Below are 22850 nucleotides of genomic sequence, written 5' to 3'. Positions count from 1 at the left end.
TATCATTCCTCTTGGCAAGCCTCTGAAGCATCAGTATACGCGCGGCTTGACCGGACAGGAGCCTCGGAACAATGGTTGGCAGTGCAAATCTTAACATCATGATCAAAGCCGCGCGCAAAGCAGGGCGGTCCTTGGTCAAGGATTTTCGTGAGGTCGAGAACCTGCAAGTGTCGGTGAAAGGTGCCGGGGATTTTGTGTCCAAGGCCGATATCGCAGCCGAAGCCATCCTTAAAGAAGAACTGCTGGGCGCGCGCCCGACCTATGGCTGGCTGGCGGAAGAGGAGGGTGCAGTCGATGGCGAAGACCCGACACGGCGATGGATTGTCGATCCCCTGGATGGCACCACGAATTTCCTGCACGGCCTGCCACACTGGGCCGTTTCCATCGCATTGGAACACAAAGGCAAAATCGTTGCAGGTGTGATCTATGACGCCGCCAAAGACGAGATGTTTTTCGCGGAAAAGGGCGAGGGCGCCTGGATGAACGACATGCGCATCCGCGTGTCGGGACGCCACCGTATGATCGAGTCGATCTTCTCGACGGGTCTGCCATTTGGGGGCCGTTCCGATTTGCCGGAAACCCTGCAGGATCTGGCGCGTCTTATGCCGGTGTGCGCTGGCGTTCGTCGCTGGGGCGCTGCTGCGCTGGACATGGCCTATGTCGCGGCGGGCCGCTATGACGGATTTTGGGAACGACGATTGAATGCCTGGGACTTGGCTGCGGGGATCATCATCGTCAAAGAGGCCGGTGGACTCATCCAGCCTTTGAATCCCGAAGGCGACATTCTGGACGACGGCGAAGTTCTTTGCGCGAACGAGCCGATTTTTGACACCTTTGCCAAAGTGATCCGGGACTAACACCGGTCGTCAGGCTTGGAACAGGGCCTACCTGCGCGGCACGCGTGGAATGCGCGAGCGTGACAGTTTGTATTTGGTCTCGGGATGCGGCGGGTGACCGTGTGTTTGGCTCCAGAATCCGGTTCCACCGCGTTTCAGCCATAGTGGAATGCACAGAACCAGGCCGACAAAGAACCCCCCGGTATGGGCCCAATAGGCGACACCGCCTTCGTCCGGGTTGACCGAAAAACTGCCCAGAAACTGCATCCCCAGCCAGACGCCAAGCATCACAAACGCGGGTATGGTGAACACACGAAAATAGACGATCAGGATCAGCAAAATGTCGACGCGCGCCTTGGGGAACAGCAACAGATAACCACCCATGACGCCGGCAATTGCCCCGGATGCACCGATGGTCGGCACAACCGAGCCCGGTGCGGTTACCACGTGGATCACGCCAGCGCCAATACCCGCGACCAGATAGAAGATGAGAAACAACACATGGCCCATCTCATCTTCCAGATTGTCTCCGAAAATCCACAAAAACAGCATGTTGCCGGCCAGATGCATCCAGCCGCCATGCAGGAACATCGATGTCAAAAACGTCTTGTACGACAACCCGTCAGCGATCCGGGCGGGAATAATCGCATAGTCGAAGTAGAACCGATTGATCAGCGGCGCGTCATCCATGATCCCGACATAGCTGAGAAAGATCAGAATGTTTGCGGCCATCAGGGCGTAAACAACATAGGGCGTGCGCCCCGACGGGTTGTGGTCTCGAATTGGAAACATGGCGCGACGCTGGGCTTTTCCCGGCCCAGCGTCAAGCCCGGCCTATGTGAGGAACGTCACAGATATTTGACCCTCGGCACGATTTTTTTGAACCCAATTAGTGTAAGATGTCACGCAGTGTTGGTCCAAACGTCATGCTTTTCTTATCTAATGTCAGGCGAGCGGACGAAGTTGCCTTTATGCGCGAAGCGTGACCGATAATTTTGAGTTTTGCCGAACCGATAATGTCACCTACCGTATGAGTAGGATTGAAGAGCAAACCTAGTTTTTGAGGAGACCTAAATGCAGTTCATGGTTCATGTGAACATCAGCCCGGAGAACCGAGATGCTAACTACAAGCGTTTGAAAGAAAAGGAAGGGGCTGTTGATGTGCCCGGGACTAAGATTCTTGGTATGTGGTTTGCAGTTAACCAACTCGAAGGCTGGACCATAGTTGAAGCTGAAAATGCAGCAGCACTTGGAAAACTCTTGCACGATTGGACCGATTTGAACGTTAACACTGTGACTCCTGTTCTATCTCTTGACGAATTTACAGAAGAGTTCGAGGGCGACTAACTCTTCCATTGGCTCGGCCTCAACCTTTCTCTTGGCCTTTATGGTGGGATGGTAGGCAAAGCGACTGCTGAAATGCCTTCTTCGGGCTCATTGTGTTGAAAAACTCAAAAATGCAAGAGGTTCGAGTTTTCTGCGAACCGGCGATCCGTCGATAAAGTCCAAAGCCAATATCGATGACAGTTGTTGAGATGCCCTCTGACGGCCAGAGTCAGATTTTGGCCGAACCCTAAGCTGAATAATCCTACCGGGCTTCTACGAGAAATTTTGGACTCGAATCTGCGCAAAATCGCAGTTTTTCAACAGTATCGGCTCAATCCAGACATTTTCTGTATCGCGTCGTCGTAGCATCCTATCCCCTGTCCCAGCTTTCACCGTAAAAACAGTGTTCGGCTTGGTGCGCCGTTTGATGCCGATTGTTGCCCTGGTTCCTGGTCCAACTTTGACGGTTGGGTCAGGTCTGTGTCGTGGTGAACACTATGCCATTCCGCCCAGCAACGCCGGGTTGCCGCCCGCAGCCGTGGTATCGACACAGACGTGTCGTTCTCCCAGAACCCGAGTTCGCTCTGGAATTCCGGGTATCAGGGGCAGGATTGGCCCGTTGCGCCGCGCCAGATGTTGCTCGATCTGACGGGCGGTGTCGTCATCTCCCCACCACAGGACGCCCGAGAAACCCGTCAGGTTCTCGAGCCGGTGAAGATCGAGCATGCCTGTCATTTCAAATGCAGTTCCGCCAAGTGAAATCACCGCCTCGGCCTGCGCGCTGGCGGCGACCTTACCCGGACCCATGCACAGCAAAGGCGCGCAGGCGTATTCGCTCAGTCGGTTTGATTCCCCGGTAGGTCCGGGCAGAGACCGCGTCGTCACCGAGGCAGGTTGTCCCTTCGGTGCGGGTAGGTTCGCGGTGCCGGACCAAGCACCATCTGTTGACTGGCGGTCGGGTTCGCAGAACCGATACAAATAGTTCGGACCACCGGCTTTTGGCCCGGTACCGGAAAGACCCTCTCCGCCAAAGGGCTGAGACCCAACGATGGCGCCAATCTGATTTCGGTTCACATAGATATTGCCCGCGTGGATCGCTTCGGTCACATGCTGCACGCGGTCGTCGATCCGCGTGTGCAGGCCAAAGGTCAGGCCATACCCGGTCGCGTTGATATCCGCGATGACATTATCGATCTCTTGCGCTTTGAAGCGCGCGACATGCAAGACAGGTCCAAAGATTTCGCGATCCAATACGGCGATTCCGGAGATTTCGATCAGTGTTGGGGCAATGAATGTCCCTTCGGGCGGCGTCCCAATCTCTTTGAGGACCCGGCCTTTCGCTCTCGCTTTGGCGACATGATCTGCGATCCCCTGACGTGCCATCGCGTCGATCACCGGGCCGCAGTCGGTCGAAAGCAACCATGGGTCCCCCACTTTTAGTGCATCCATTGCGCCCTGCAACATTGTCAGGACATCATCGGCGATGTCGTCCTGCACATACAGGCAGCGCAGGGCCGAACAGCGCTGGCCTGCGGACTGAAACGCGCTTTCGATGATCGACTGCACGGCCTGCTCGGGCAGGGCGGTGCTGTCGACAATCATCGCGTTCAACCCACCGGTCTCGGCAATCAGCGGCGTACCCGGACGCAAGTTGTCCGCCATTGCGGCTCGGATTTTGAGCGCCGTCGCGGTGGATCCCGTGAACGCCACGCCCGACACACGCGCATCTGACGTCAATGCAGCGCCCACCGATGGGCCACCCGGTAACAACTGCAGCGCCTCGCGAGGCACGCCAGCTTCGTGTAGCAGTTGGACTGCGCGGTGCGCGATCAGGGGCGTTTGCGGGGCTGGCTTGGATAGAACCGCGTTACCGGTGGCCAGCGCTGCCGATATCTGGCCGGTGAAGATCGCCAGCGGAAAGTTCCAAGGGCTGATACAGGTGAATATGCCAGCCGGTTTGGCATCCGGAATGTTCGCCGCGTAATACCGCAGGAAATCAACTGCCTCTCGCAGTTCAGCAACCGCGTCTGGTATCGATTTGCCGGCCTCGCGCGCAAGCAACGCAAAGAGTTCACCGTAGTGCATTTCGTAGAGATCGGCAGCCTGGTTAAGAATGCGCGCCCGTTCCGCAGCCGGCGCCGACCATGGCTGCGCCGAGGCCAGAGCAAGGTCGACATCTGCCGCGCTGGCTGGGGCAACCGAACCGGGCCTGTCTTGCGGGTTGGCTGGGTTGACGATGCTGTCGTCGACATCCGGTTCAGCCGGCCGTGCAAGCAGTGGTTGCGCCGTCCAGTGGTGTGTTTTGAAAGGGTCTCGCGCGGCGTAGATGGTGCCGAGAGTCGGCGTATGCTGCAGGTCGAACCCTTTAGAGTTGGGACGCTCTGGCTGAAACAGATCTGGCCCTGTCGGCAGAGGGGCAGGCGGGGTCTCAAATAAAGTGAAAGGATCCGCGGCAACCTCTTCCGGCGGGACGTTTTCGTCGACGATCTGATTGACGAAGGACGAGTTCGCGCCGTTTTCCAACAGTCGGCGCACCAGATAGGCCAGTAGGTCGCGGTGCGCGCCGACCGGTGCATAGATGCGGCAGCGCGCATTGTGCTTGTCCATTACGAGTTGATGCAGCGTCTCTCCCATGCCGTGCAGGCGCTGGAATTCAAATGGCTGGTCATCAGCCATATGCAAAATCGCGCTGACCGTATGTGCATTATGCGTGGCAAACTGCGGATAAATGCGATCCGTCATGCCCAGCAACTTGTGGGCATTGGCGATATACGAGACGTCGGTGGCCGCCTTATGTGTGAAAACCGGAAATCCATCGACGCCTTCGACCTGTGCCCGTTTAATCTCGGTATCCCAATACGCCCCTTTGACCAGTCGCACCATCAGCTTTCGGTCATGCCGCCGGGCCATGTCGTAAAGCGTATCCAGAACCAGCCCTGCGCGCGGACCATAGGCCTGAACAACAATGCCGAACCCGTCCCACCCGGCCAGCGCCGGTTCGGACAGCACGGCCTCAATCACGTCCAGAGACAGCGATAGCCGATCTGCTTCTTCTGCATCCACGTTCAGGCCCATTCCCGCAGCCTTGGCCAGCAACGCCAGAGCCCGCAGACGCGGGACCAGCTCGTCCATCACACGCGCTTCCTGCGCCAGTTCATAGCGTGGATGCAGGGCCGATAGTTTTACGGATACACCGGGGTTGGCGCGGATATCGTCATGGGTGCAGGCCTCGGCAATGGCGGCAATTGCCCGTGAGTAGGACAGGTGATAGCGCGCAGCGTCCGCTTCGGTCCGGGCGGCCTCTCCCAGCATGTCGTAAGAATAGGTGTAACCCTTGGCTTCCATGGCGCTGGCGCGGTCCATTGCGGATTGAATGGTTTCACCCAGGACAAACTGGCGCCCCATTTCTTTCATCGCGCGACCAACCGCGGTGCGAATCACAGGTTCACCCAATCGCTTTATCGCGCCGCGCAAAGCGCCGACCGGTGACGAGTCTCCGTCATCCAAAACCTTGCCCGTCAGCATCAAGGCCCAGGTCGATGCGTTGACTAGCGACGAGGAAGACTGTCCTAGGTGTTTTCCCCAATCGGAAGGGGCGATTTTGTCTTCAATCAGGGCATCGATTGTGTCGGCATCGGGGACGCGCAACAACGCCTCGGCCAGACACATCAGCGCAATGCCTTCATCGGTGGACAGTCCATACTCGGCCAGAAAAACCTCCATCAAGCCCGGCGATGTGCTCGACCGAATGTCCCGCACAAGCTGTGCCGCCGCATTACAAATGGCGTCGCGGTCCGCTTTGGACAGGTCCACTTGATGGATCAGCGTTTCCAGAATGGCAGACTGGTCTGCATAGGTTTGCGAGTCGATCAGGGCGCGCAGCTTGTGTGGCATGATTTCTCCGGGCTTTTCCACCAGTTTAATCGTATTTTTTTCGGGACAGTGGACCGAAATTGTGTGTATTGCAGGTCAATCGATTTAAAAGTAAGGGCGGAACAATGCAAAAAGCCTCTCTTGATCTCGACAGGTTTGACCGGTCAATCCTGACCGTTCTTGCCGAAGACGGTCGAATATCTGTCGCGGACCTCGCTCGAAAAATTGGGCTCTCCAAATCCCCCACACAGGCACGCCTCAAACGTCTGGAGGCCGATGGCGTGATTACCGGTTACCGGGCGATGCTCGATCCGATCCGTTTGGGGCTGGACCACGTGGCCTTTGTAGAGGTGCGTTTGACCGACACGCGGGAAAAGGCCCTCACCGAGTTTAATGCGGCGGTCCGCAGAATTGCCGAAATCGAACAGGCACATATGATCGCGTCGAATTTCGATTATCTGCTCAAGGTGCGGACAGGGTCGATGACGGAATACAGGGCTGTTCTGGCAGAGAAAATCTCGTCGCTTCCGCATTTGGCCAACACGTCGACTTTTGTGGCAATGGAAGCGGTTAAAGAAGCAGGCATGCTGAGCCGGCTCGATTAGCCCGGTTGACGTGACCCGGCTGAGCGTCATCATTGAGGTATGAGACAGACACTATTGGCTATCCCTGCACTGATTGCACTATGCTCAGTGGCTGATGCACAGACATGCCCGGATGCTCCGGATCATACAGACAGCGTGGACGCGTTGATCGCTCAGGTGCAACAGGCCGAGTCGCAAACGGACGCCCGCGTCTTTTCCAATCAGATGTGGGAGTTATGGACGGACGCACCCGACGCAAAATCCCAAACATTGTTGGATCGCGGCATGGCAAGACGGGAAGCCTGGGACCTGATCGGCGCGCTGGATGACCTCAACCAACTGGTCACCTACTGCCCGAACTATGCGGAGGGCTATAACCAACGGGCGTTTGTCAATTTCCTGAGGCAGGACTTCGCATCAGCACTGCTAGATCTCGATGTGGCGCTGGAGCTGTCACCGAACCACGTGGCAGCCTTGAGCGGCCGCGCCCTGACATTGTTGGGCCTCAAGCGTATTGATGAGGCAAGGTCGGTGCTGATCGCTGCGCTGGAGCTGAACCCATGGCTGTCTGAACGTGCGCTGCTGGAGCCCGGCGGAGCCTTGGTCCCACCAGGCGAAGACATCTGATACGTGTCTGTGCCTCAAGTAGGTGCGCAGATTTGATGCGGGTACTGGCGCTTGCTTTTGGTTTCCCTGACCTTGGCAAATCGACATGGCACTCGATGCCTTTGGCATCGCAGCACCCAAATCGATTTCAAGTTGGGTTGGTCGCGGCCCGACCGCTCGTCCGCATCAAAAAAGTACCGTTTTTCTGAGGTTTTTTAATTACGTTTCCAGACTGATCAAGGACTTGAAACTGTTCTTGGCAGTTGTGCGGATGAGGTCGGCAAAAATCTCGAAAGCTGCGTGATGGCCACTGGACTTCCGCCAAACAAGGCCGATGGATCGAGAGAAGCCGCCGCGCCGATAGGGAACCAGCGCGACATCTCCACCGGGCTGCGGTATCTCTGAATGTGCATAGAGGGCTGGCAGGAATGTTACGCCCATGTTCATGGCTGCCATCTGCCGCAAAGCGTCCAGACTGGTCCCCTCGTAATCCGCGCGCAGATGGGCGCCAACCTCGTTGGCCAGCTGTGCGACCTGACGGTGAAGAACGACCCGGCCAGATAGCGCCAGCACGGTTTCGCCCGCGAGATCTTTGTCGCCTGCCGCTGTTTTTCGGGCCAGCGGATGATCGAGCGCCACCGCAAGATGTAAGGGCTCGCGCAGCAGCCGCAAGACAGTGACATCGGTTGACTGCACAGGTAATTGCGTCAGGATCAGGTCGTGGGAGCCTCTCAGAAGGTCATCCAGCAAATCGGTGGGCGCACCATCGCGGATCACCAGCCGCAGGTCCGGGTACATCTGGTGCAGGTTGCGCAGGACACTTGGCAACAGGTACGGACCAAGGGTTGGCGATGACCCCAGAGATATCGTTCCTGCCAATCCGGCTTTCATGCGTTTCGATGTCTCCTGTAACGCGGCGACATCGGCCAGAATAGTCTGAGCTTTTGTCAAGACTTCACGACCTTCGGGTGTCAGCATCGCCCCTGCGCGACCCCGTTCGACCAAGGTGAGTTTGAGCACTTCTTCGAGATTTTTGATTTGAAGACTGAGCGACGGCTGACTGATCCCGACCCGTTCAGCGGCTTTGCGATAGTGACCGGTTTCAGCGAGGGCCCGGAAATACTGCAATTGCCTTAAAGTTGGCTGCTCATTCATTCTATAGGTTTTTCCAATCAGATTTGGCTAACAGATAGGCTGGTATTGGCGCTGCGGCAAGACCATCTGAAAGGCTACGTAGTACCAAGACATGTCGGCCACCGGATGCATCAGCCAGGTCAGCACTTTTGGTTGGCCCAAACCCCTGCCGCCCCTTGCCAGGACGGCTGTGAGGTCGCCACCTTTTCCACCGCATCGAACCGGCAGGACGGACATGTTTGACATAACTCAGGCCAGCCCGACACAGGAGACACAACGTATGAATATGCAAGTGACCAGCAAAGTTGCAAAGGTGGGATCGCATTTGGCCGCTCTGGGTCAGCGGCACAAAGAGCTTGAAGACCGTATCGCCAATGTTGAACGCCAGCCGCAGCCCGATGCGCTGGTGGTAAAAAGGCTAAAGCGGCAAAAGCTGCGGCTGAAGGACCAGATGCAACACTGTGAGGGTGTGCTTCGCACCTTGTCGCGCAGCCTTGCGTGATGACACGTTGGACCAGGCGCGGTCGCACTTTCTGTCAGCGCAGCCTGTAGAACAGGTGCCGGGAGGCTGAGAGGCTGCACCTGGCACTTTTTGCCTTGGGGCCTAAACAAGATGTACTGGTCGGATGCGCCCGGTGCCAAAGGAGAGTCCAATACCCTGGATTTTCCAAACCCAACCCCGCGGTCTTGCGACGGCGTCGTTTGCCACGCTCCGTCAAATCATAAAGCTTTCGTTGGCTTCATGGCTCCATGCCGGATTGACAATCGGTTGAGCGTTGATGGGCCGATCGGCACGCGAAACACGCGGTGCGCGGTTTTGCGTCCGTATGTTTGTTCGGTCGTTTTTGCGCAGATGTACGCACCTGAAACGAAGCTCAATGAAGATGTCTCGCGGGTACGTCCATATCTACATTCGCGCTGCCAGCGCCCTAGATGATCGCGCGAATCTGGACTTGCATATTCACCACGACCTGCTGCATGGCGCTTCGTGGGAGGTTCACGGTACGTTTTGCAGGCCGGCGGTTCTGTAAAAGGCCAGGCAGGCGGATGCCGTTCTGACGGGTGCGCTTGGCGGCCCGTCTGGCAGAAACCCCAGATGCTTCGGTGTGCCGGTCAAAGCAGGTGGGCATGGCCGGGACAGGCGCATCCGAACGTGCGAACTGCTTGCTGCCCCAGACCCACCGCATATCGCGCCCGATGTGGATGCAGAAACAAGATCCCGATATCCGATACGGATAGATGTTGAACGCGACGGGTGAGTACCGAGCCTGCGACACTCGATTCTCGAAACTTGGGCAGGACCTTGCTGTTAGGTCATTGGAAAATCGGTAACCTGCCCGGTACGCGTCAAACCATCGGGTGTTTCGACCTCGACGCTTTGACCGATATTCCATGCCCCGCGATCCACCAAGGATACACCCACATTCGCCTTTAGACGGGGCGACCAAATCCCGGATGTAATCTGTCCGACCTGCTTTCCAGTGTTGATGACAGGCCACGGTTTTGCGCAAACCGGAACTGGAGGGCCGTCGAATTTAATACCCCGTATTTTCCGGGCGGGGCCTTCTTTCGCGATCCGTTGAAGAGCTGTCAGGCCGATGTGATCGACCGATCCGTCGAGTTTACAGAATTTCTCCATTCCCAGCTCCAGAGGATTGTTTTCCCGGGTCATCTCGTTGCCATAGGAAAACAATCCCCCTTCGATCCGGTCGATCAGATTGGGGCAGCCCGGTGCGATGTTGTACGCTTGGCCAGCCTCCCAAACCGCGTCCCACAGGTCGGACCCCAGGGCGCTGTCGTCAAGGTAAATCTCGAACCCGCCTTGGCGTGAGTATCCAGACCGCGCGATCAGTTGCTGCGTGCCTTTGAACTCGAACAGGTCGAATTTGAAGAACCTGACGGACCGAATCTCTTCACCGAACAAATCCACCAAGAGATCTTCGGCCATCGGTCCCTGCACCGCCAGGGGTGATACGTCCGGCTCGTCGATTCGGACATCCAGCCCCATGCCCTGTGCAAGCCCATTTGCGTATAGCAAAACGTCACTGTCGGCGATGGAGAGCCAGAACCGATCATCAGCCAGTTTCAGCAGGACAGGATCGTTGATCATACCGCCATTCTGATCGATGATTGGAACGTAGAGGCAATCACCCACCTTCGCGGTGCCGATCTTGCGTGGTGTCATCCACTGCACCAGCCTTTCGGCGTCCGGGCCTTGAATCTGAACCTGCCGCTGGCAGGAGACATCCCAAATCTGAGCAAACTCGCGCAGGTGCCAATAGTCCTCCTCGACACTGCGTTGAAACGCCTTGGGCAGTAGCATGTGGTTGACCACGGAATATCCTCGCACGCCGACTGCTTCGACGCGGTCGGTGTAAGGAGTTCGGCGGATGCGCCGGGACATGTTGAGACCATCGGCCATGTTCAGTTTCCTGTCTTTAACGTGATGCCCATGTCGAATAGCCGTTGGGGCTTAGGATGATGGGCATGTGATACTTACCGTCCGGATCGGGCATCGAAAAGCGCAGCACGATCTCAGAAATGATGCGGCCCTCGTCCTGCGGCAGGCCACGGGTGCGCCAGTAGGCTCCGGTGTGAAAGACCAGCTCGTAGGTTGCGTCGGGGTCCGCACCGGACAAGTCCACCTCTTCCGACAAACGCCCGCCCGCGTCCATTCGCGCAACTAGGATCGGTGTCTCAGCGCCGCGTTGCGTAAGGTGTACATCGATGCCACCTGCATGGGTGCCATCGACACCGTTCAGGGTATGCGATGAGACAATCGCCATTACTCAATCGAGGCCTTGTCGCGTTTGTCGGCGGTGGCGGCCACGATTGGGCTGATCACGCCGCGGCATTTGACGTTGATGCAGGCGGTTTTGCCACTGGCAATCGCGCGCTGGATCGCACCCGACAGGTCCTCGCGTCTGGTGACCAGTTCACCATAACCGCCCAACCCTTCGATCATGCTGTGAAACGGGATATCGCGGAAATCGGTGGCATAGTGCTGCCCGTTGTTGAACAGCTTTTCCTGCTGTTGGCTGATGCAGTCCAGCCCGCCATTGTTGTCGATCACCACGACGATCGGCAGGTTCTCCTGAAAACAGGCCTCGATGGACAGACCGCCCGACAGGAAGGCACCGTCACCGGACACCAGAACTACGGTCTTGTCGCGATGCACATTCTTGGCCGACATGGCAAAAGATACACCCACGCCCAGCAGGCTGTAGTTGCCCGGATGCATGATCCCACCCAGTTTCAGGCCGCGCTTGGCGGCGATGTTGGTGCCGATCTCGTTCCAGAAGTGGGTGTTGCCACCATCGAAGACCAGCCAGTCGCCATCCTGCATCTCGGCCTGGACATCGACGGCCAGCTGAAGCGGATGCATCTTGCGCCCTTCAGTTGCGTCGGTTGCGCGTTCGTTGTCCAGATGGTCGCTCCACTCCTGTACCCAGTCCGTGCGGCGCTGCTGTTGCAGGTCGAACCAGTTGTCCCAGGTCTGGTCGAGCTCGGCCATCGCGTCAAAGAACGCCCCGGGGTCCGACAGCAACTGGATATCAGCACCGTGATTGTATTCCAGTTCTTCATGGCTGCCATTCACGCAGATCAGTCTGGTTGTTAGTTGACACAGATTATTACAGTACCCCGAACTATCCCGTCTGAACCCGGACAACCCCGAATACTCATTGAAAATAAAAGGAAAATTAACAAGCACGGCCTGTGTCACGAGCGTGAAAGCTTGTCATGCAGTGCAGGCGGAAATCGCGGCGATTGACTGTCGTGACGCTCAGTGCCGATCCTTGTATCGTCCCTCTTAAACCAAGTTTAAACGCTTATTTACAAGGGTTCCATGAGGCGGTGAGCGGCTAGCTTGCGGCTCTGGCGATTTTCCGAACATGCACGTTGGCGTGCAAGTTTGTTTCCATCCGTGCAAGTTAGGCCAAACCCCTATCTATTAAAGAAAAAGATAGGGTTTGATCGGCGTAGGAGTTTCGGGCAACTTGCACGATTTTCACTTTAACCTTGCTGGCGACCTAGCCATTCCAACACGTCAACTAGCTCATCATCTGAGAGTTGAGACAGTGTGGACGTGCCGAAATGCAGCTCACAGTAATCAACGAATAACGTCTGGTTTCCCAAGCTAGCACACTTAGCGTAAATCCACCGTCTTGTGCAGTGGCGTTGCACGTCTGTGAGTGGAGCCTCCAGCTTTCGAACCCCTGGATTTGGCACAGCACCCCAAGGCACTCCGGGGGCTTCATGGGGCACATCACCACGGTCGTATTTGTAAGTTATATTGAAGATATCGCCCCCAGCTATGAAGTAGCTGCTGCCAGATTCAGGTTTGCTTTCTTCGTCTGTCGAGGCATCGCGAACAGCCTCCGAAATCTTCTTTAGAAGTTCTTGCTCCCTTTCGCGGGAATCCTTCATTTGCTGCTGCCCTGAGTTTGAAGTTACACCGCCTTGATTAAACGAATAATCTTTTCCTCAGCACCATCTTCAACATCACCGAGCAACTCATATGCAAGGAGAATAACTTCTGCCTTCTTTGCAGGTTTCATCTTTCGCCTGCTTTGCGACAGGCCCTCTTCAACAGCCGAGATGGCTGCAGCCAAACGTTCGGCGTCCGAAAAAACTGAGGCTCTTTTTTTGGCGTCTTCTATAGCCTCACGAGAGATCGGTGGACCGATGTAGAGTTCCAGACCGAAGTACTCAGATAGTGCTTGAAGCTTATCGATGCTCGGAAGCCTACCTGCGCGAATATCTCTAATTAGTCCATCATGCCCAACCACATCGAGAGATGCCTGGCGCGCAGACACGCCTTTTGATTCGAGCGCCTCTTCAATGACAGCGCGGAGCCAGTCACTGGCGTCCTCTTTGTGTCGTTTAGCAAGCGCCATTTCTAAGTGATCTGCAAAACGTCTCCGATTCGCAAGATAAAAATATCTTACGCACTAAGGTGATTTATATCTTGATTGTGTGAGGATATTTCTGTCTTATGCGGGCATGATGAATGATATCCAACGCACCCTTATCCAACTCTGCGATCTTTACGCGAAGCATAAAGGCATTTCTCACTGGAGAGTTTCTTATCTCGCACGGGGTGACGGGATGTTCTTTCGTCGTCTCAAGGAAGACGGCGCTGGATGCACGTTAAAGACGGCGCACAAGGTCGCTCAGTGGTTTTCTGATCATTGGCCAGATCAAGAAATTGAATGGCCGTCAGGCATTGAGCGACCCGACCCAAGAAAGGTGGCGGCGGAATGATCGGCACACCCGTCAAGCTTGTCGAAATGGCTCGTGAGGCCACGCTTGGCATGACCGATGAGGAGAAGGTCGCTTTTGCCATTGAGGTCTGTCACGGCATCACCGATCCCGCCAACGGTTCAGCGTTGACAATTGCGTCAAACAGGATTGGCCAGCATGCCCACATGCTCTGCCGTGCTGCTCATGAAAAGGAGCGCGGATGATGAAGTATCATGGAGATGCCAAATCCCCAACGCTACTCACAAAGATCCCGCCCAAGGTTGGTCACGCACCCAAAGGCGGGAACGGCTCCAGCCTGCGTTTGCCTGTAGCGCGGTGCTGGGGCCAACTCAAACGTGCGGTACGCTGGCTGGATGATAGTTGGGTTGGTGATCTGATCGGGGCCGTCAGCCTATTTGGCATCTGCTATCTGCTCCTGCTGTTTGGCTGGGCACTGTCCTGATGCATCACGCCCGCCTGCATACCTCCCCGCGCCTGCGCCGCGCCTTGAAGGTTCTTCAAGAGGCCCGGGGCGAGATCACAACCTACGAGTTGTCAAGGGCGGCAGACATTTGCGCAGTCAATTCGGTCATTGCTGAGCTGCGCGAAAACGGAGCCGAGATCACCTGCCGACAGGCGATCAGGGATGGTCAACGGCTGTTTTTCTACCGGCTCAAGAAAAGCCCAAAAGGATGCTAAAGCGTGACGAAAATCTCTGAACCCAAGATCCAGCGACTACCCCTTTCTGACATTGAGGTAGATGCCGAGAACCGGCTGCGGCCTGTGTCGGACGCGGGCGTACAAAGCCTGATCGCCTCGATCGAAGAGTTGGGTGTGATCAAGGACGCGATCCATGTGCGCAAGAAACGGCGCGCTTCCGGTAAAACACTTGTTTTGATGGCGGGTGGACACCGCCTTGAAGCAGCCAGGCGACTAGGCTGGGAGACCATTCCGGCGCGTGTTTGGGCTGATGTCACTGATGACTTTGCCCGCCTGATGGAGATTGACGACAACCTTTCCGGTGCAGATCTGAGTAACCTCGAACTCAGCGTATTCCTTGCTGAGCGCAAGCGCGTCTATGAACGAATGTATCCAGAAACGAAGGCTGGTGTTGCAGGGGGAAAAGCGCGCCAGAAATCAGCAACGGAAATAATTTCCTTTGCTGAAAGTGTAGCTGAAAAGCGTGAGTTGAGCGCACGCCACATCCGCAACTTCATCCAGATTGGCAACGCGCTCAGCCCACGTGAGGTTGCTGAGCTTGCGGCTGCCAAGGAACCTTTGAAGCTCAAAGATCTGATGGCGCTTGCAAAAATTGGAGAGCCGATCGTTCGCGCGGACATCGTCGGTCGCCTTTCGAGCGGTGAGGTCAAATCGGTCGCTGACGCACTGGGCAAACTGCAGCCCGGAAATTCGAACGCGAAGGATCTTGATGCTGTCGCCTTCCAGAAGCTCGCGGTTGCTTGGGAACGCACGCCCATGAAAATGAAGCGCCGCTTTGTCGCCGATCAAAGTGTCGAGTTGCTGAGCCTCCTCAAAGACCTGGATGGAGGACTGTAACGTTGCCTACGCTAAGCCCGGAAAAGGTTTGGTGGACTGCCACCGAGATCGCTGATGCCCGGCTACCAGACGTGCCCAATACTCGGCAGAACGTCGACGCGCTTGCAAAGCGATCGGGATGGCGCGAGCACCCGGAATGGTGTCGCCAACGTTCAGGCAAGGGTGGAGGTTGGGAGTACAACTGGCAGCTCTTTCCGATCGCGTCGCGTCGCAAGCTCTTGAACGATACAAGGCTCCCAGATCAGGCCCGACAGGATGTCGCGCCTGATTTGGCTGATATGCAAGCCTACTACGAGAGCCTGCCCGAAGCCGTCAAAGCCAAGGCGCAACTCCGCAAAAAGGTGTTGTGTGAGGTGCTGACGCACGAGCGCTCGGGCCTGACGCGATTTTTTGCGGTGAGCCAAGTGGCGCTTATGCATGATATCGGCGATCGCACGATTTGGAACTGGTTCAAGCTGGTTAGGGGGCATCCTGAAGCGGATTGGCTCTACCTTCTCGCGCCGCGCAACAAGGCGGGTGCGCGCAAAGAGCCGTCTGCGCAATGCAGCCCAGAGTTTATGGACCATTTAAAGGGTCTGTTTCTGCAGCTTGAAGGCCCGACTTTTGCCCAGGCATGGCGCGATGCCGAGAAGATTGCTCGCAACAACGGCTGGACCGTTCTGTGCGATCGCACCGCGCGCCGCCGCCTGAATGAGCAGGTGCCCCGGGTCGTTCAAGTCTACGCACGCGAAGGCATCGCCGGGCTTGAGCGATGCTTCCCGCCGATGATCAGATCGAAGCTCGACATGCATGCGATGGAGCATGTGAATGCCGACTGCCACAAGTTCGATGTCTTCACGGAATGGGATGACGGCTATATTGATCGCTGCCAGATCGTTGCCTTCCAGGACATCTATTCGGGTAAGGTTCTGAGCTGGCGCATTGACCATACGCCCAACGAGGCTGCAGTAATGTCAGCCTTCGGAGAAATGGTCGAGAACTGGGGTATCCCCGAGCATTGCACCTTCGACAACGGCCGCGAATTCGCCGCCAAATGGCTGAGCGGGGGCGTGAAGACGCGCTATCGCGGCAAGGCGCGTGACGACGATCCGATGGGCGTGTTGCCACTCCTCGGCATTCAAATCCACTGGGCCACGCCCGGCCATGGTCAGGCCAAGCCGGTCGAGCGGACCTTCCGCGACTTTGCCAGCGACATTGCCAAGGACATCCGCTTTGCCGGTGCCTATGTCGGCAATCGGCCAGATGCCAAGCCGGAGAACTACAAATCCCGCGCCATTCCGATCAAAGACTTCATTCGGGTGGTTGATGAGCGCATCAAGGAACATAACGCTCGTGTCGGCCGGATGTCGGAAACCGCGAATGGCCGCAGCTTCGATATAACCTTTGCCGAGAGCTATGAGCGCTCAGCCATTCGCCGTGCCACCGATGAGCAAAAGCGCCTCTGGCTGATGGGTCAGAAGACGCTGACCATGCAGAAGAACCACGGCCGCATTCACGCCTTCGGTAACTATTTCTGGTCGGACTGGATGTCTGAATATGCGGGCAAACGCGTCATCGTCCGCTTCGACATCGAGGATCTGCAATCGGGCGTCTATATCTACGAATTGACCGGCGAGTTCATGGGCTTTGCTCCATGCCAGCTTGCCAAGGGCTTCCGCGACCTCACGGCAGCGAAAGAGAACGCCCGCGCCAAAGCGCAATTCCGCAGGGCGCATCGCAAACTGCTGACGGCCGAGCGTCGCCTCAGTCAGAAAGAGATCGCAGCGCAGCTTGATGTGATCCCGGCCTCTGATCCGGTTGTCCCTGAAAACAAGATCGTGGCTATGCCCAAGGGTGATGCCCGACCCGTGGCCGCCCGCGTGGCGCGTCCTGAATACGAGGACAAGATGACGCCAGAGCAGGAGGCCGAAGTCATCGCCTTCCAAGAGCAGTTCTATGCGGAACAAGAACGCAAGAAGGCCAAAGCTAAGGAAGAAGAGCCGATCGATCGCTATCGCCGCGCTGTGACGCTCGAACGAGAGTTATCAGCCGGGAAGGACATCGGCGCAGGATTGGCCAACTGGCTGCGGGGCTACCAAGGATCCCCGGAATACTTCGCGCATCGCGACATGCACCAAGACGTTGGAGATCACTTCGTGTGGTTTGAGTGAAGCCGCCGCGCGGGCTGCAACCCGCGCGAACGGCAATGAAACGGGCGGCAAGGCCCAGAGACAGGAGGAAAGATGTCAGAGACTAACCAGCTTTACAACAGCGTTGCGCCGCTCAGGAATGTGACCGCCCTGGTCACCCTGATCCATCGCGTCAACGAGCGCGCCTTGGGGTTGCCTGGCATGGCCACTTTCTATGGCTATTCGGGCTACGGCAAGACCACGGCTGCGGTTTACGCCGCAAACAAGTTCAACGCGCTCCAAGTTCAGGTCAAAGAGAGTTGGACGGGCAGGAAACTGTGCCAAGCGATCCTTGGTGAAATGAGCCTTCAGCCAGCCAAGACGATTGCCGATATGGTCGATCAGATCGCCCAGGAGCTGATGTTCTCCGAAAAGGTGCTGATCGTGGATGACGCGCAGTATCTGGTCAAGCGCAGCATCATCGGGATCCTGCGGGACATCTATGAGAGCAGCGGTAACACGATCATTCTGATCGGCGAAGAGAACCTGCCGCAGGATCTACAACGCTGGGAAAACATCCATGGCCGCATGCTGGACTGGGTGCCTGCATTGCCCGCGTGCATGGCGGACCTCGACCATCTGGCGACCCTGTATTGCGCGGATGTGGCGCTTGATCCTGCTTTCAAGGAACACCTGCTCAAAGCCTCACAGCATTCTATTCGCCGCGTCTGTGTAAACCTCGGTCGCGTTGCCGAGTTCGCCCGGACTCGGGGCGTCGAGCGAGTGGATCTTTCGACGTGGGGAGATCAGGCGTTCTTCGCCTGCGCCGCGCCCAAGCCTCGGAGGGAGCTAGCATGAGCGATTTTCAGTTCAATGCTGATGTGCTGCGTGGACAGATGGCCGAAGCCCTCCTCTACGCCGACGAAGATCATACGATGTGGGTAGTCGCTGAATTCGCGGAGCGCGCTGACCCCAAGAGCGTTGAGAACCTCGCCGCGTGTTTTCAGCCTCATGAGCATGATCGCTCAGAAGTCGTCGCGTTCTTGCGCAATCTCGCCGACCTCATTGAAGCGGAGGGGAAATCAGTATGACCCGTAAACCTATCGATCAGTTGAACAAAGAACCAAAGCCGCAGGGCATGGACGGCGTCTGGGCCGAAATCCGTCGCCTGAACACCTTCACCAAACGTGAAATCCACGAGAACACCGACATCCATAACAAGACGATCACGGACTACGTGAAGCGTCTCATGGCAGGCGGTTACGTTGAGGAGCATTCCACCTTCGAAGACAGTGGCCGTTACGTCCTGGTGCGTGATGCAGGAATTCATCCACCGCGCATTCGGCCTAACGGTCAGCCCGTCACCCAGGGCAAAGGTACGGAGAATATGTGGCGGTCAATGCGGATGCTCGGGCAGTTCACACCGCGCGACATCATGGTGCATTCGACCACCGACACCGTGTCTGTCACCGAGGCCACGGCCAAGAGTTATTGCTCGATGTTGCTGAAGGCTCAGTATCTGCGCGTTATCCAGAAGGCCGTGCCTGGCAAGCGGCAGGCCACCTATAAGTTCGTGCGCTATACCGGACCGCTACCTCCCCAAATCCAGCGCGTGAAGCAAGTCTTCGATCCGAATATCCGTGAAGTCACTTATTATCCGGGAACCGCCCAATGAGCGCGCCCTTGGAAACCGTGACAGAAAGCTGGGGCGCAGATGCGCCGGACTGGGTGATCCGCCTCGCTGAAGAATGTTCAGCCAGTTCGCAACGTCAGGTGGCCGGTCGTCTCGACCGCTCGGGCGCATTGGTCAACCAAGTGCTGAAGAACAAGTACAACGGCGATCTGGCTGCTGTCGAAGACTGCGTGCGTGGCGTGTTCATGAACGGCACGATTGAGTGCCCGGCACTCGGATCAATTCCCTCGAATGAATGCCACGACTGGCGCAAGAAATCCCGCCAGTTCGGCAACGCCAACATGCTGCGCGTCCGCATGTTCCGCGCCTGCAACCACTGCCCTCGAAACGCAAAGGAGAGCCAATCATGAGCGATCTGCATTCCAAGATCGTGACACTTGCCAAGAAGCGTATCCCGCCGACGCAGATCGCCAAGATTGTAAAGTGCTCGCAGGACAAGGTCTATTCTGAAATCCGTAAAGCGCGCACGCGGGGTGAGGTCATCCCGTATTTCAAAACAGCGATGACCGAGACTTCCAAGCGCCCCGGTTCCTCAGTGGTTTTGCCTGATCGACTTCATGAGCTTTTGTCACTTTACGCGCAGACCAAGGAGTTAACCCCTGGCGAAGCTGCTACGTCTCTCCTTGAGGCAAGCCTGCTTTCGAAAGCGGTGTCTCATGGCTGAGCGTTGGACCGAAGCAGAGATGCTTGGCTTAGCTGCCAGCGGCGTCACCAAGGTGGACCTGCTCGGTCAACGAGGCACCACGCTGGTGACGTGTGAGGAGGTCGCCGCGATGGCTGCGGTGATCGCCCTTTCCGGCACCCTCTCGCCTGTCGATGCTCGGATCGACGCGGGCACATACCCTGAATTCAGAACCACACGAAAGGAACGGACATGATCCCCGAAGGATACATGCAAGACGCCCAAGGCAACCTTGTACCGGAAGCGAAAGTGAAACCGGAACACAAGCTTGAGGACGAGTTGGTGCGTCGTCTTGCCGGGTCCGCGCAGTCGCTCCGTAATTCCCTGTCGGCCTTTAAGGGATCTGCACTGGATGAGGCGGATGCCTTCCGCGCCCTGGTCGCCGAGAAATATGGTGCGAGCAAAGGTGGCGCGAAGGGCAACATGACCTTGCGCAGCTTCGATGGAAAGTTCGAGATGCAGGTGGCTGTCTCCGATAACCTGTCATTCGGACCGGAGCTGCAAGCCGCTAAGGAGCTGATTGACACCTGCGTCGAGCGCTGGTCGGAGGGTGCAAACGACAACATTCGTGCGCTGGTTAATCACGCCTTCCAAGTCAACACGGAAGGCCGCATCGACACTGGCCGCGTGCTGGGATTGCGCCGCCTGGATATCGACGATGCCGAATGGAAGCGCGCAATGGATGCGATCTCAGACGCGGTGCGCGTGACCAGCTCCAAGACTTACATCAGGTTCTACGAGGTCGATACAGAGACCGGCATGCGCCAGCCAATCCCGCTAGACCTGGCGGCGGTGTGATCCATTGAAAACCTCCCGCTCGCTCCAGCAACAAATCCACATCGCATGTCGCGATCTCGGCCTTGATGCCGACGCCCGTCACAATATCCAGATCGCGGCCTGCGGTAAGGCATCGATGCGCGACATGTCGGAAGCGGACCTGCAACTTGTGGTCAATCACCTGAAAGAGCGCGGTTGGAAAGGCTGGTTTAAACGGGGCGCTAAACGGCGCGATTACAAGGCCGCGCCCCGTGGCGATTTGCGCCTCGTGCATGTACTCTGGCGCAAGCTCGGCGAGGCAGGTGCCCTGCACGAACCCGGTCGCGCTGGCCTCAACAAATTTATCCGCTCGCGCTTTGAGGGGACATGGAATGGACCTGTCGCGTTTTTGTGCCGCTCCAAGTGCTCGTTTAAACCACTTTCCGTTCGAAGGCGACGGGACTTTTCCAGCCCAGTGCTGAGTGTCGGCGGCGCGGATTGTAGAAGCCGTTGATGTATTCGAAGATGGCCGCTTCAGCCTGCCGTCGGGTTTGCCATGACCGCCGCCAGATCAGCTCAGCTTTGATCGTTTTGAAGAAGGTCTCGACGGCGGCGTTATCATAGCAATTGCCTTTGCCGCTCATCGACACTTTGAAGTCATGTTGGCGCAGGATCTTCTGATAATCGTGGGAACAGTATTGGCTGCCACGATCCGTGTGGTGGATGCAGTCCTTCGGTGGTGATCTGAAGGCGATAGCCATTCTCAGCGCCCTGATGGCCAGGTCTCGCTTCATCCGATTGCTAACAGCCCAGCCAATCACACGGCGGGAATGCAAGTCCAGAATGACGGCGAGATAAAGCCAGCCTTCACGGGTCCAGACATAGCTGATGTCACCAGCCCATGTCTTGTTCGGCTGATCCGCTGTGAAGTCCCGATCCAGTAGGTTGGGCGCGATATTGAACTTGTGATCGCTGTCTGTCGTGACCTTGTGCTTGCGTGTTCTCAACACGGATATGCCGTTCTGGCGCATCAGGCGACCAACGCGACGATGCCCCACAGCCAAACCAATTTCCTTCAACTCTTCAGTCATGCGCGGCCTGCCATAGCTGCCCAAACTGAGGCGTGACTGTTCTTTGATATGCGCCAGCGTGACCAGATCAGACCGCTGTCTGCGACTGGCAGGGCGGCTGCGGAAGGCACGCAGACCGCGTGCGCTGACACCGACGACATCGCATAACCGGTTGGCTGGAAAGCTGGCTCTGTGTTCTTCGATAAACCTAAATCTCATTGCTTTAGGCCCGCGAAGAACTGGGTGGCCTTTTTTAGGATTTCCCTCTCCTCCTTGAGGAGCCGGATCTCCCGTCGAAGTCGCTCATTCTCTTGAGCGAGGCTCAAATCCTCTTTGGAAACCACGTCTGTATCTCGGTGCGCTGTGATCCATTTGTTCAGCGTGGACATCCCGACACCTAGATCATCAGCCACCTGCTTGCGTGTTAGCCCACTGGTCAATGCGATACGCACCGCATCTTGCCGGAATTCGGCCGTCCGTTTCAGTCCCATAGTCAGTCTCCTTTGCTGCAGTAGATGCTATCAAAGGAGCGGCATCAAACCGTGACAGGTCCAGAAGTCGGTACCGATCGACGTGGACACCCTGCGCGACCATCGCCAAATCAGCCAGATCATCAATGCGCTGAAGGACTGGTGCGCCCGTGAAGGTGTAGAGCTGAAGCGGTGAAGAAACCCGTCGTGCATATCACGGATCACGCCCTGGTGCGGTATCTCGAGCGCGTTCTACTGGTTGATGTCGAACGCCTGCGCCGCCGGATCGGCCGCAAGATTGACGCGCTGTTTATCGAAGAACTGCCCGATCCGAGCGGCGTTACTGTGAATGGCGTCACTTACAAGCTTCGGGGCAAAGCCGTCACAACCTGCGTACCCGTCAAGAAACGCACCCGTCGAGGGCAACGGCGGCGCAAATGAACAAGAGCTTCAAGCCATATCTGCCGGGTGTGCTGGCCATGATCGCAGAGGAGATCAGCGAGCAGGTTGCTGTGCGCTTGGCAGAGGCGAGAGGCGGACGGGCCGTATATGTGCCCAAGACACCCAAGCCTGGTTCTGAACTGTCGCAGATCGTAGGCGTCGAGGCTGCCAAGCAACTCTCCAAGCTGCTCGGGCATGGAACGCTCAAGGTACCTTGTGGCAATATCGGCGGTGCTGGTGGACGGCGCGCACGGATCGAGACGCTATGGCATCAAGGTCTCAGCCATGCCCAGATTGCTGCCGAGGTTGACGTGCACACGAGAACCGTGGAACGTGTTGTCGCGTCACTGCGCGACGACAGTGAACCCAAACTCCCCTTTTAGCGCCAAAGACGAGTGATCCCGACAACTGTCGGGGCGCGTCTCGAACGCCCGATTGCTTAGGTTCCTCCTCAAGCAAACGGAGCAAAC

31 protein-coding genes are annotated in these 22850 nt (G+C 57.0%); 21 read left to right on the top strand and 10 right to left on the bottom strand.

Annotation, left to right across the window (positions count from 1 at the left end; translation table 11 throughout):
* Nucleotides 1–71 precede the first annotated feature (71 nt).
* Nucleotides 72–857: an inositol monophosphatase family protein gene (locus ACR3ES_RS19655; protein WP_170429589.1), complete on the top strand. Its 786-nt coding sequence runs from the start codon at nucleotides 72–74 to the stop codon at nucleotides 855–857.
* Between the two features lie 27 nt (nucleotides 858–884).
* Here ACR3ES_RS19655 and ACR3ES_RS19650 read toward each other — a convergent pair whose 3' ends face one another.
* The gene (locus ACR3ES_RS19650) at nucleotides 885–1628 is read right to left on the bottom strand and encodes a rhomboid family intramembrane serine protease (RefSeq protein WP_170429592.1); all 744 of its coding nucleotides are present in this window, start codon (nucleotides 1626–1628) and stop codon (nucleotides 885–887) included.
* Between the two features lie 282 nt (nucleotides 1629–1910).
* Here ACR3ES_RS19650 and ACR3ES_RS19645 point away from each other — a divergent pair, with 282 nt between their 5' ends.
* Nucleotides 1911–2183, top strand: a complete 273-nt coding sequence (locus ACR3ES_RS19645) for a DUF3303 family protein (protein ID WP_170429595.1) — start codon at nucleotides 1911–1913, stop codon at nucleotides 2181–2183.
* A gap of 474 nt (nucleotides 2184–2657) precedes the next feature.
* Here the strand turns inward: ACR3ES_RS19645 and putA are convergent, their stop codons facing one another.
* Complete coding sequence (gene putA, locus ACR3ES_RS19640; protein WP_480424281.1) at nucleotides 2658–6056, bottom strand: bifunctional proline dehydrogenase/L-glutamate gamma-semialdehyde dehydrogenase PutA; 3399 nt, start codon at nucleotides 6054–6056, stop codon at nucleotides 2658–2660.
* A gap of 104 nt (nucleotides 6057–6160) precedes the next feature.
* Between putA and ACR3ES_RS19635 the strand changes: the two genes are divergently transcribed.
* Together ACR3ES_RS19635 and ACR3ES_RS19630 are read left to right on the top strand one after the other, a co-directional pair.
* Entirely contained in the window at nucleotides 6161–6640 is a 480-nt protein-coding gene (locus tag ACR3ES_RS19635; protein WP_480424280.1) for an Lrp/AsnC family transcriptional regulator, read from the top strand.
* 39 nt (nucleotides 6641–6679) lie between these two features.
* Nucleotides 6680–7246: a tetratricopeptide repeat protein gene (locus tag ACR3ES_RS19630; RefSeq protein ID WP_170435271.1), complete on the top strand. Its 567-nt coding sequence runs from the start codon at nucleotides 6680–6682 to the stop codon at nucleotides 7244–7246.
* A 198-nt stretch (nucleotides 7247–7444) separates the two neighbouring features.
* On the opposite strand, the gene ACR3ES_RS19625 is transcribed toward ACR3ES_RS19630, so the two are convergent.
* On the bottom strand, nucleotides 7445–8380 hold the full coding sequence (locus ACR3ES_RS19625) for a hydrogen peroxide-inducible genes activator (protein WP_480424278.1): 936 nt from the start codon (nucleotides 8378–8380) through the stop codon (nucleotides 7445–7447).
* Nucleotides 8381–8594: 214 nt separating this feature from the next.
* Here ACR3ES_RS19625 and ACR3ES_RS19620 point away from each other — a divergent pair, with 214 nt between their 5' ends.
* The gene (locus tag ACR3ES_RS19620) at nucleotides 8595–8861 is read left to right on the top strand and encodes a YdcH family protein (protein ID WP_480424277.1); all 267 of its coding nucleotides are present in this window, start codon (nucleotides 8595–8597) and stop codon (nucleotides 8859–8861) included.
* 427 nt (nucleotides 8862–9288) lie between these two features.
* Here ACR3ES_RS19620 and ACR3ES_RS19615 read toward each other — a convergent pair whose 3' ends face one another.
* The 6 genes from ACR3ES_RS19615 to ACR3ES_RS19590 form a co-directional block, all read right to left on the bottom strand.
* Nucleotides 9289–9636: a hypothetical protein gene (locus ACR3ES_RS19615; protein WP_170435275.1), complete on the bottom strand. Its 348-nt coding sequence runs from the start codon at nucleotides 9634–9636 to the stop codon at nucleotides 9289–9291.
* Nucleotides 9637–9668: 32 nt separating this feature from the next.
* Nucleotides 9669–10781 carry a dimethylsulfoniopropionate demethylase gene (locus ACR3ES_RS19610; protein ID WP_170435277.1) on the bottom strand — a complete coding sequence of 371 codons (1113 nt, stop codon included), beginning with the start codon at nucleotides 10779–10781 and terminating at the stop codon, nucleotides 9669–9671.
* Between the two features lie 16 nt (nucleotides 10782–10797).
* Nucleotides 10798–11145: a hydroxyisourate hydrolase gene (locus ACR3ES_RS19605; RefSeq protein ID WP_170435280.1), complete on the bottom strand. Its 348-nt coding sequence runs from the start codon at nucleotides 11143–11145 to the stop codon at nucleotides 10798–10800.
* A complete protein-coding gene (locus tag ACR3ES_RS19600; RefSeq protein ID WP_480424276.1) occupies nucleotides 11145–11957 on the bottom strand; it encodes a thiamine pyrophosphate-dependent enzyme in 813 nt (270 codons plus the stop codon). The genes ACR3ES_RS19605 and ACR3ES_RS19600 overlap by 1 nt, the downstream gene beginning before the upstream one ends.
* A gap of 416 nt (nucleotides 11958–12373) precedes the next feature.
* Nucleotides 12374–12787, bottom strand: a complete 414-nt coding sequence (locus ACR3ES_RS19595; protein ID WP_480458676.1) for a hypothetical protein — start codon at nucleotides 12785–12787, stop codon at nucleotides 12374–12376.
* Between the two features lie 23 nt (nucleotides 12788–12810).
* A complete protein-coding gene (locus tag ACR3ES_RS19590; protein ID WP_171558945.1) occupies nucleotides 12811–13257 on the bottom strand; it encodes a hypothetical protein in 447 nt (148 codons plus the stop codon).
* A 109-nt stretch (nucleotides 13258–13366) separates the two neighbouring features.
* On the opposite strand from ACR3ES_RS19590, the gene ACR3ES_RS19585 reads away from it, so the two are divergent.
* From ACR3ES_RS19585 to ACR3ES_RS19520, 14 genes are all read left to right on the top strand, one after another.
* On the top strand, nucleotides 13367–13624 hold the full coding sequence (locus ACR3ES_RS19585) for a hypothetical protein (RefSeq protein ID WP_171558943.1): 258 nt from the start codon (nucleotides 13367–13369) through the stop codon (nucleotides 13622–13624).
* On the top strand, nucleotides 13621–13827 hold the full coding sequence (locus ACR3ES_RS19580) for a hypothetical protein (protein ID WP_171558941.1): 207 nt from the start codon (nucleotides 13621–13623) through the stop codon (nucleotides 13825–13827). The genes ACR3ES_RS19585 and ACR3ES_RS19580 overlap by 4 nt, the downstream gene beginning before the upstream one ends.
* Entirely contained in the window at nucleotides 13827–14066 is a 240-nt protein-coding gene (locus ACR3ES_RS19575) for a hypothetical protein (protein ID WP_480424274.1), read from the top strand. The genes ACR3ES_RS19580 and ACR3ES_RS19575 overlap by 1 nt, the downstream gene beginning before the upstream one ends.
* Nucleotides 14066–14302 (top strand): hypothetical protein, encoded by a 237-nt coding sequence (locus ACR3ES_RS19570; RefSeq protein WP_480424273.1) that lies wholly within the window; start codon nucleotides 14066–14068, stop codon nucleotides 14300–14302. The genes ACR3ES_RS19575 and ACR3ES_RS19570 overlap by 1 nt, the downstream gene beginning before the upstream one ends.
* A gap of 3 nt (nucleotides 14303–14305) precedes the next feature.
* Complete coding sequence (locus tag ACR3ES_RS19565) at nucleotides 14306–15160, top strand: ParB/RepB/Spo0J family partition protein (RefSeq protein ID WP_367383369.1); 855 nt, start codon at nucleotides 14306–14308, stop codon at nucleotides 15158–15160.
* 2 nt (nucleotides 15161–15162) lie between these two features.
* Nucleotides 15163–17310: a transposase domain-containing protein gene (locus ACR3ES_RS19560; protein WP_480424271.1), complete on the top strand. Its 2148-nt coding sequence runs from the start codon at nucleotides 15163–15165 to the stop codon at nucleotides 17308–17310.
* Nucleotides 17311–17382: 72 nt separating this feature from the next.
* Nucleotides 17383–18126 (top strand): AAA family ATPase, encoded by a 744-nt coding sequence (locus ACR3ES_RS19555; protein ID WP_171558933.1) that lies wholly within the window; start codon nucleotides 17383–17385, stop codon nucleotides 18124–18126.
* A complete protein-coding gene (locus ACR3ES_RS19550) occupies nucleotides 18123–18359 on the top strand; it encodes a hypothetical protein (protein ID WP_171558932.1) in 237 nt (78 codons plus the stop codon). Before ACR3ES_RS19555 ends, ACR3ES_RS19550 begins: the two co-directional genes overlap by 4 nt.
* Complete coding sequence (locus tag ACR3ES_RS19545; RefSeq protein ID WP_480424269.1) at nucleotides 18356–18943, top strand: hypothetical protein; 588 nt, start codon at nucleotides 18356–18358, stop codon at nucleotides 18941–18943. Before ACR3ES_RS19550 ends, ACR3ES_RS19545 begins: the two co-directional genes overlap by 4 nt.
* Nucleotides 18940–19311, top strand: a complete 372-nt coding sequence (locus tag ACR3ES_RS19540; RefSeq protein ID WP_480424268.1) for a hypothetical protein — start codon at nucleotides 18940–18942, stop codon at nucleotides 19309–19311. The genes ACR3ES_RS19545 and ACR3ES_RS19540 overlap by 4 nt, the downstream gene beginning before the upstream one ends.
* Nucleotides 19308–19625: a hypothetical protein gene (locus tag ACR3ES_RS19535; RefSeq protein WP_480424266.1), complete on the top strand. Its 318-nt coding sequence runs from the start codon at nucleotides 19308–19310 to the stop codon at nucleotides 19623–19625. The genes ACR3ES_RS19540 and ACR3ES_RS19535 overlap by 4 nt, the downstream gene beginning before the upstream one ends.
* On the top strand, nucleotides 19618–19839 hold the full coding sequence (locus ACR3ES_RS19530; protein WP_171558669.1) for a hypothetical protein: 222 nt from the start codon (nucleotides 19618–19620) through the stop codon (nucleotides 19837–19839). The genes ACR3ES_RS19535 and ACR3ES_RS19530 overlap by 8 nt, the downstream gene beginning before the upstream one ends.
* Entirely contained in the window at nucleotides 19836–20441 is a 606-nt protein-coding gene (locus ACR3ES_RS19525) for a DUF3164 family protein (protein ID WP_171558921.1), read from the top strand. Before ACR3ES_RS19530 ends, ACR3ES_RS19525 begins: the two co-directional genes overlap by 4 nt.
* Before the next feature lie 4 nt (nucleotides 20442–20445).
* The gene (locus ACR3ES_RS19520; RefSeq protein ID WP_480424264.1) at nucleotides 20446–20913 is read left to right on the top strand and encodes a phage protein GemA/Gp16 family protein; all 468 of its coding nucleotides are present in this window, start codon (nucleotides 20446–20448) and stop codon (nucleotides 20911–20913) included.
* Here ACR3ES_RS19520 and ACR3ES_RS19515 read toward each other — a convergent pair.
* A protein-coding gene (locus tag ACR3ES_RS19515) for an IS3 family transposase (RefSeq protein ID WP_480424262.1) occupies nucleotides 20831–21960 on the bottom strand; the annotation gives its coding sequence in 2 pieces (ribosomal slippage) (nucleotides 20831–21717 and nucleotides 21717–21960; 1131 coding nt in all). The genes ACR3ES_RS19520 and ACR3ES_RS19515 overlap by 83 nt on opposite strands.
* Nucleotides 21961–22131: 171 nt before the next feature.
* Here ACR3ES_RS19515 and ACR3ES_RS19510 point away from each other — a divergent pair.
* Complete coding sequence (locus ACR3ES_RS19510; RefSeq protein WP_480424261.1) at nucleotides 22132–22380, top strand: hypothetical protein; 249 nt, start codon at nucleotides 22132–22134, stop codon at nucleotides 22378–22380.
* A complete protein-coding gene (locus tag ACR3ES_RS19505) occupies nucleotides 22377–22763 on the top strand; it encodes a helix-turn-helix domain-containing protein (protein ID WP_480424259.1) in 387 nt (128 codons plus the stop codon). Before ACR3ES_RS19510 ends, ACR3ES_RS19505 begins: the two co-directional genes overlap by 4 nt.
* The last annotated feature ends 87 nt before the right edge of the window (nucleotides 22764–22850 follow it).

The sequence above is a fragment of the Ruegeria sp. B1 genome, assembly GCF_056535885.1.
This window is presented reverse-complemented; position numbering and strand designations above follow the sequence as displayed.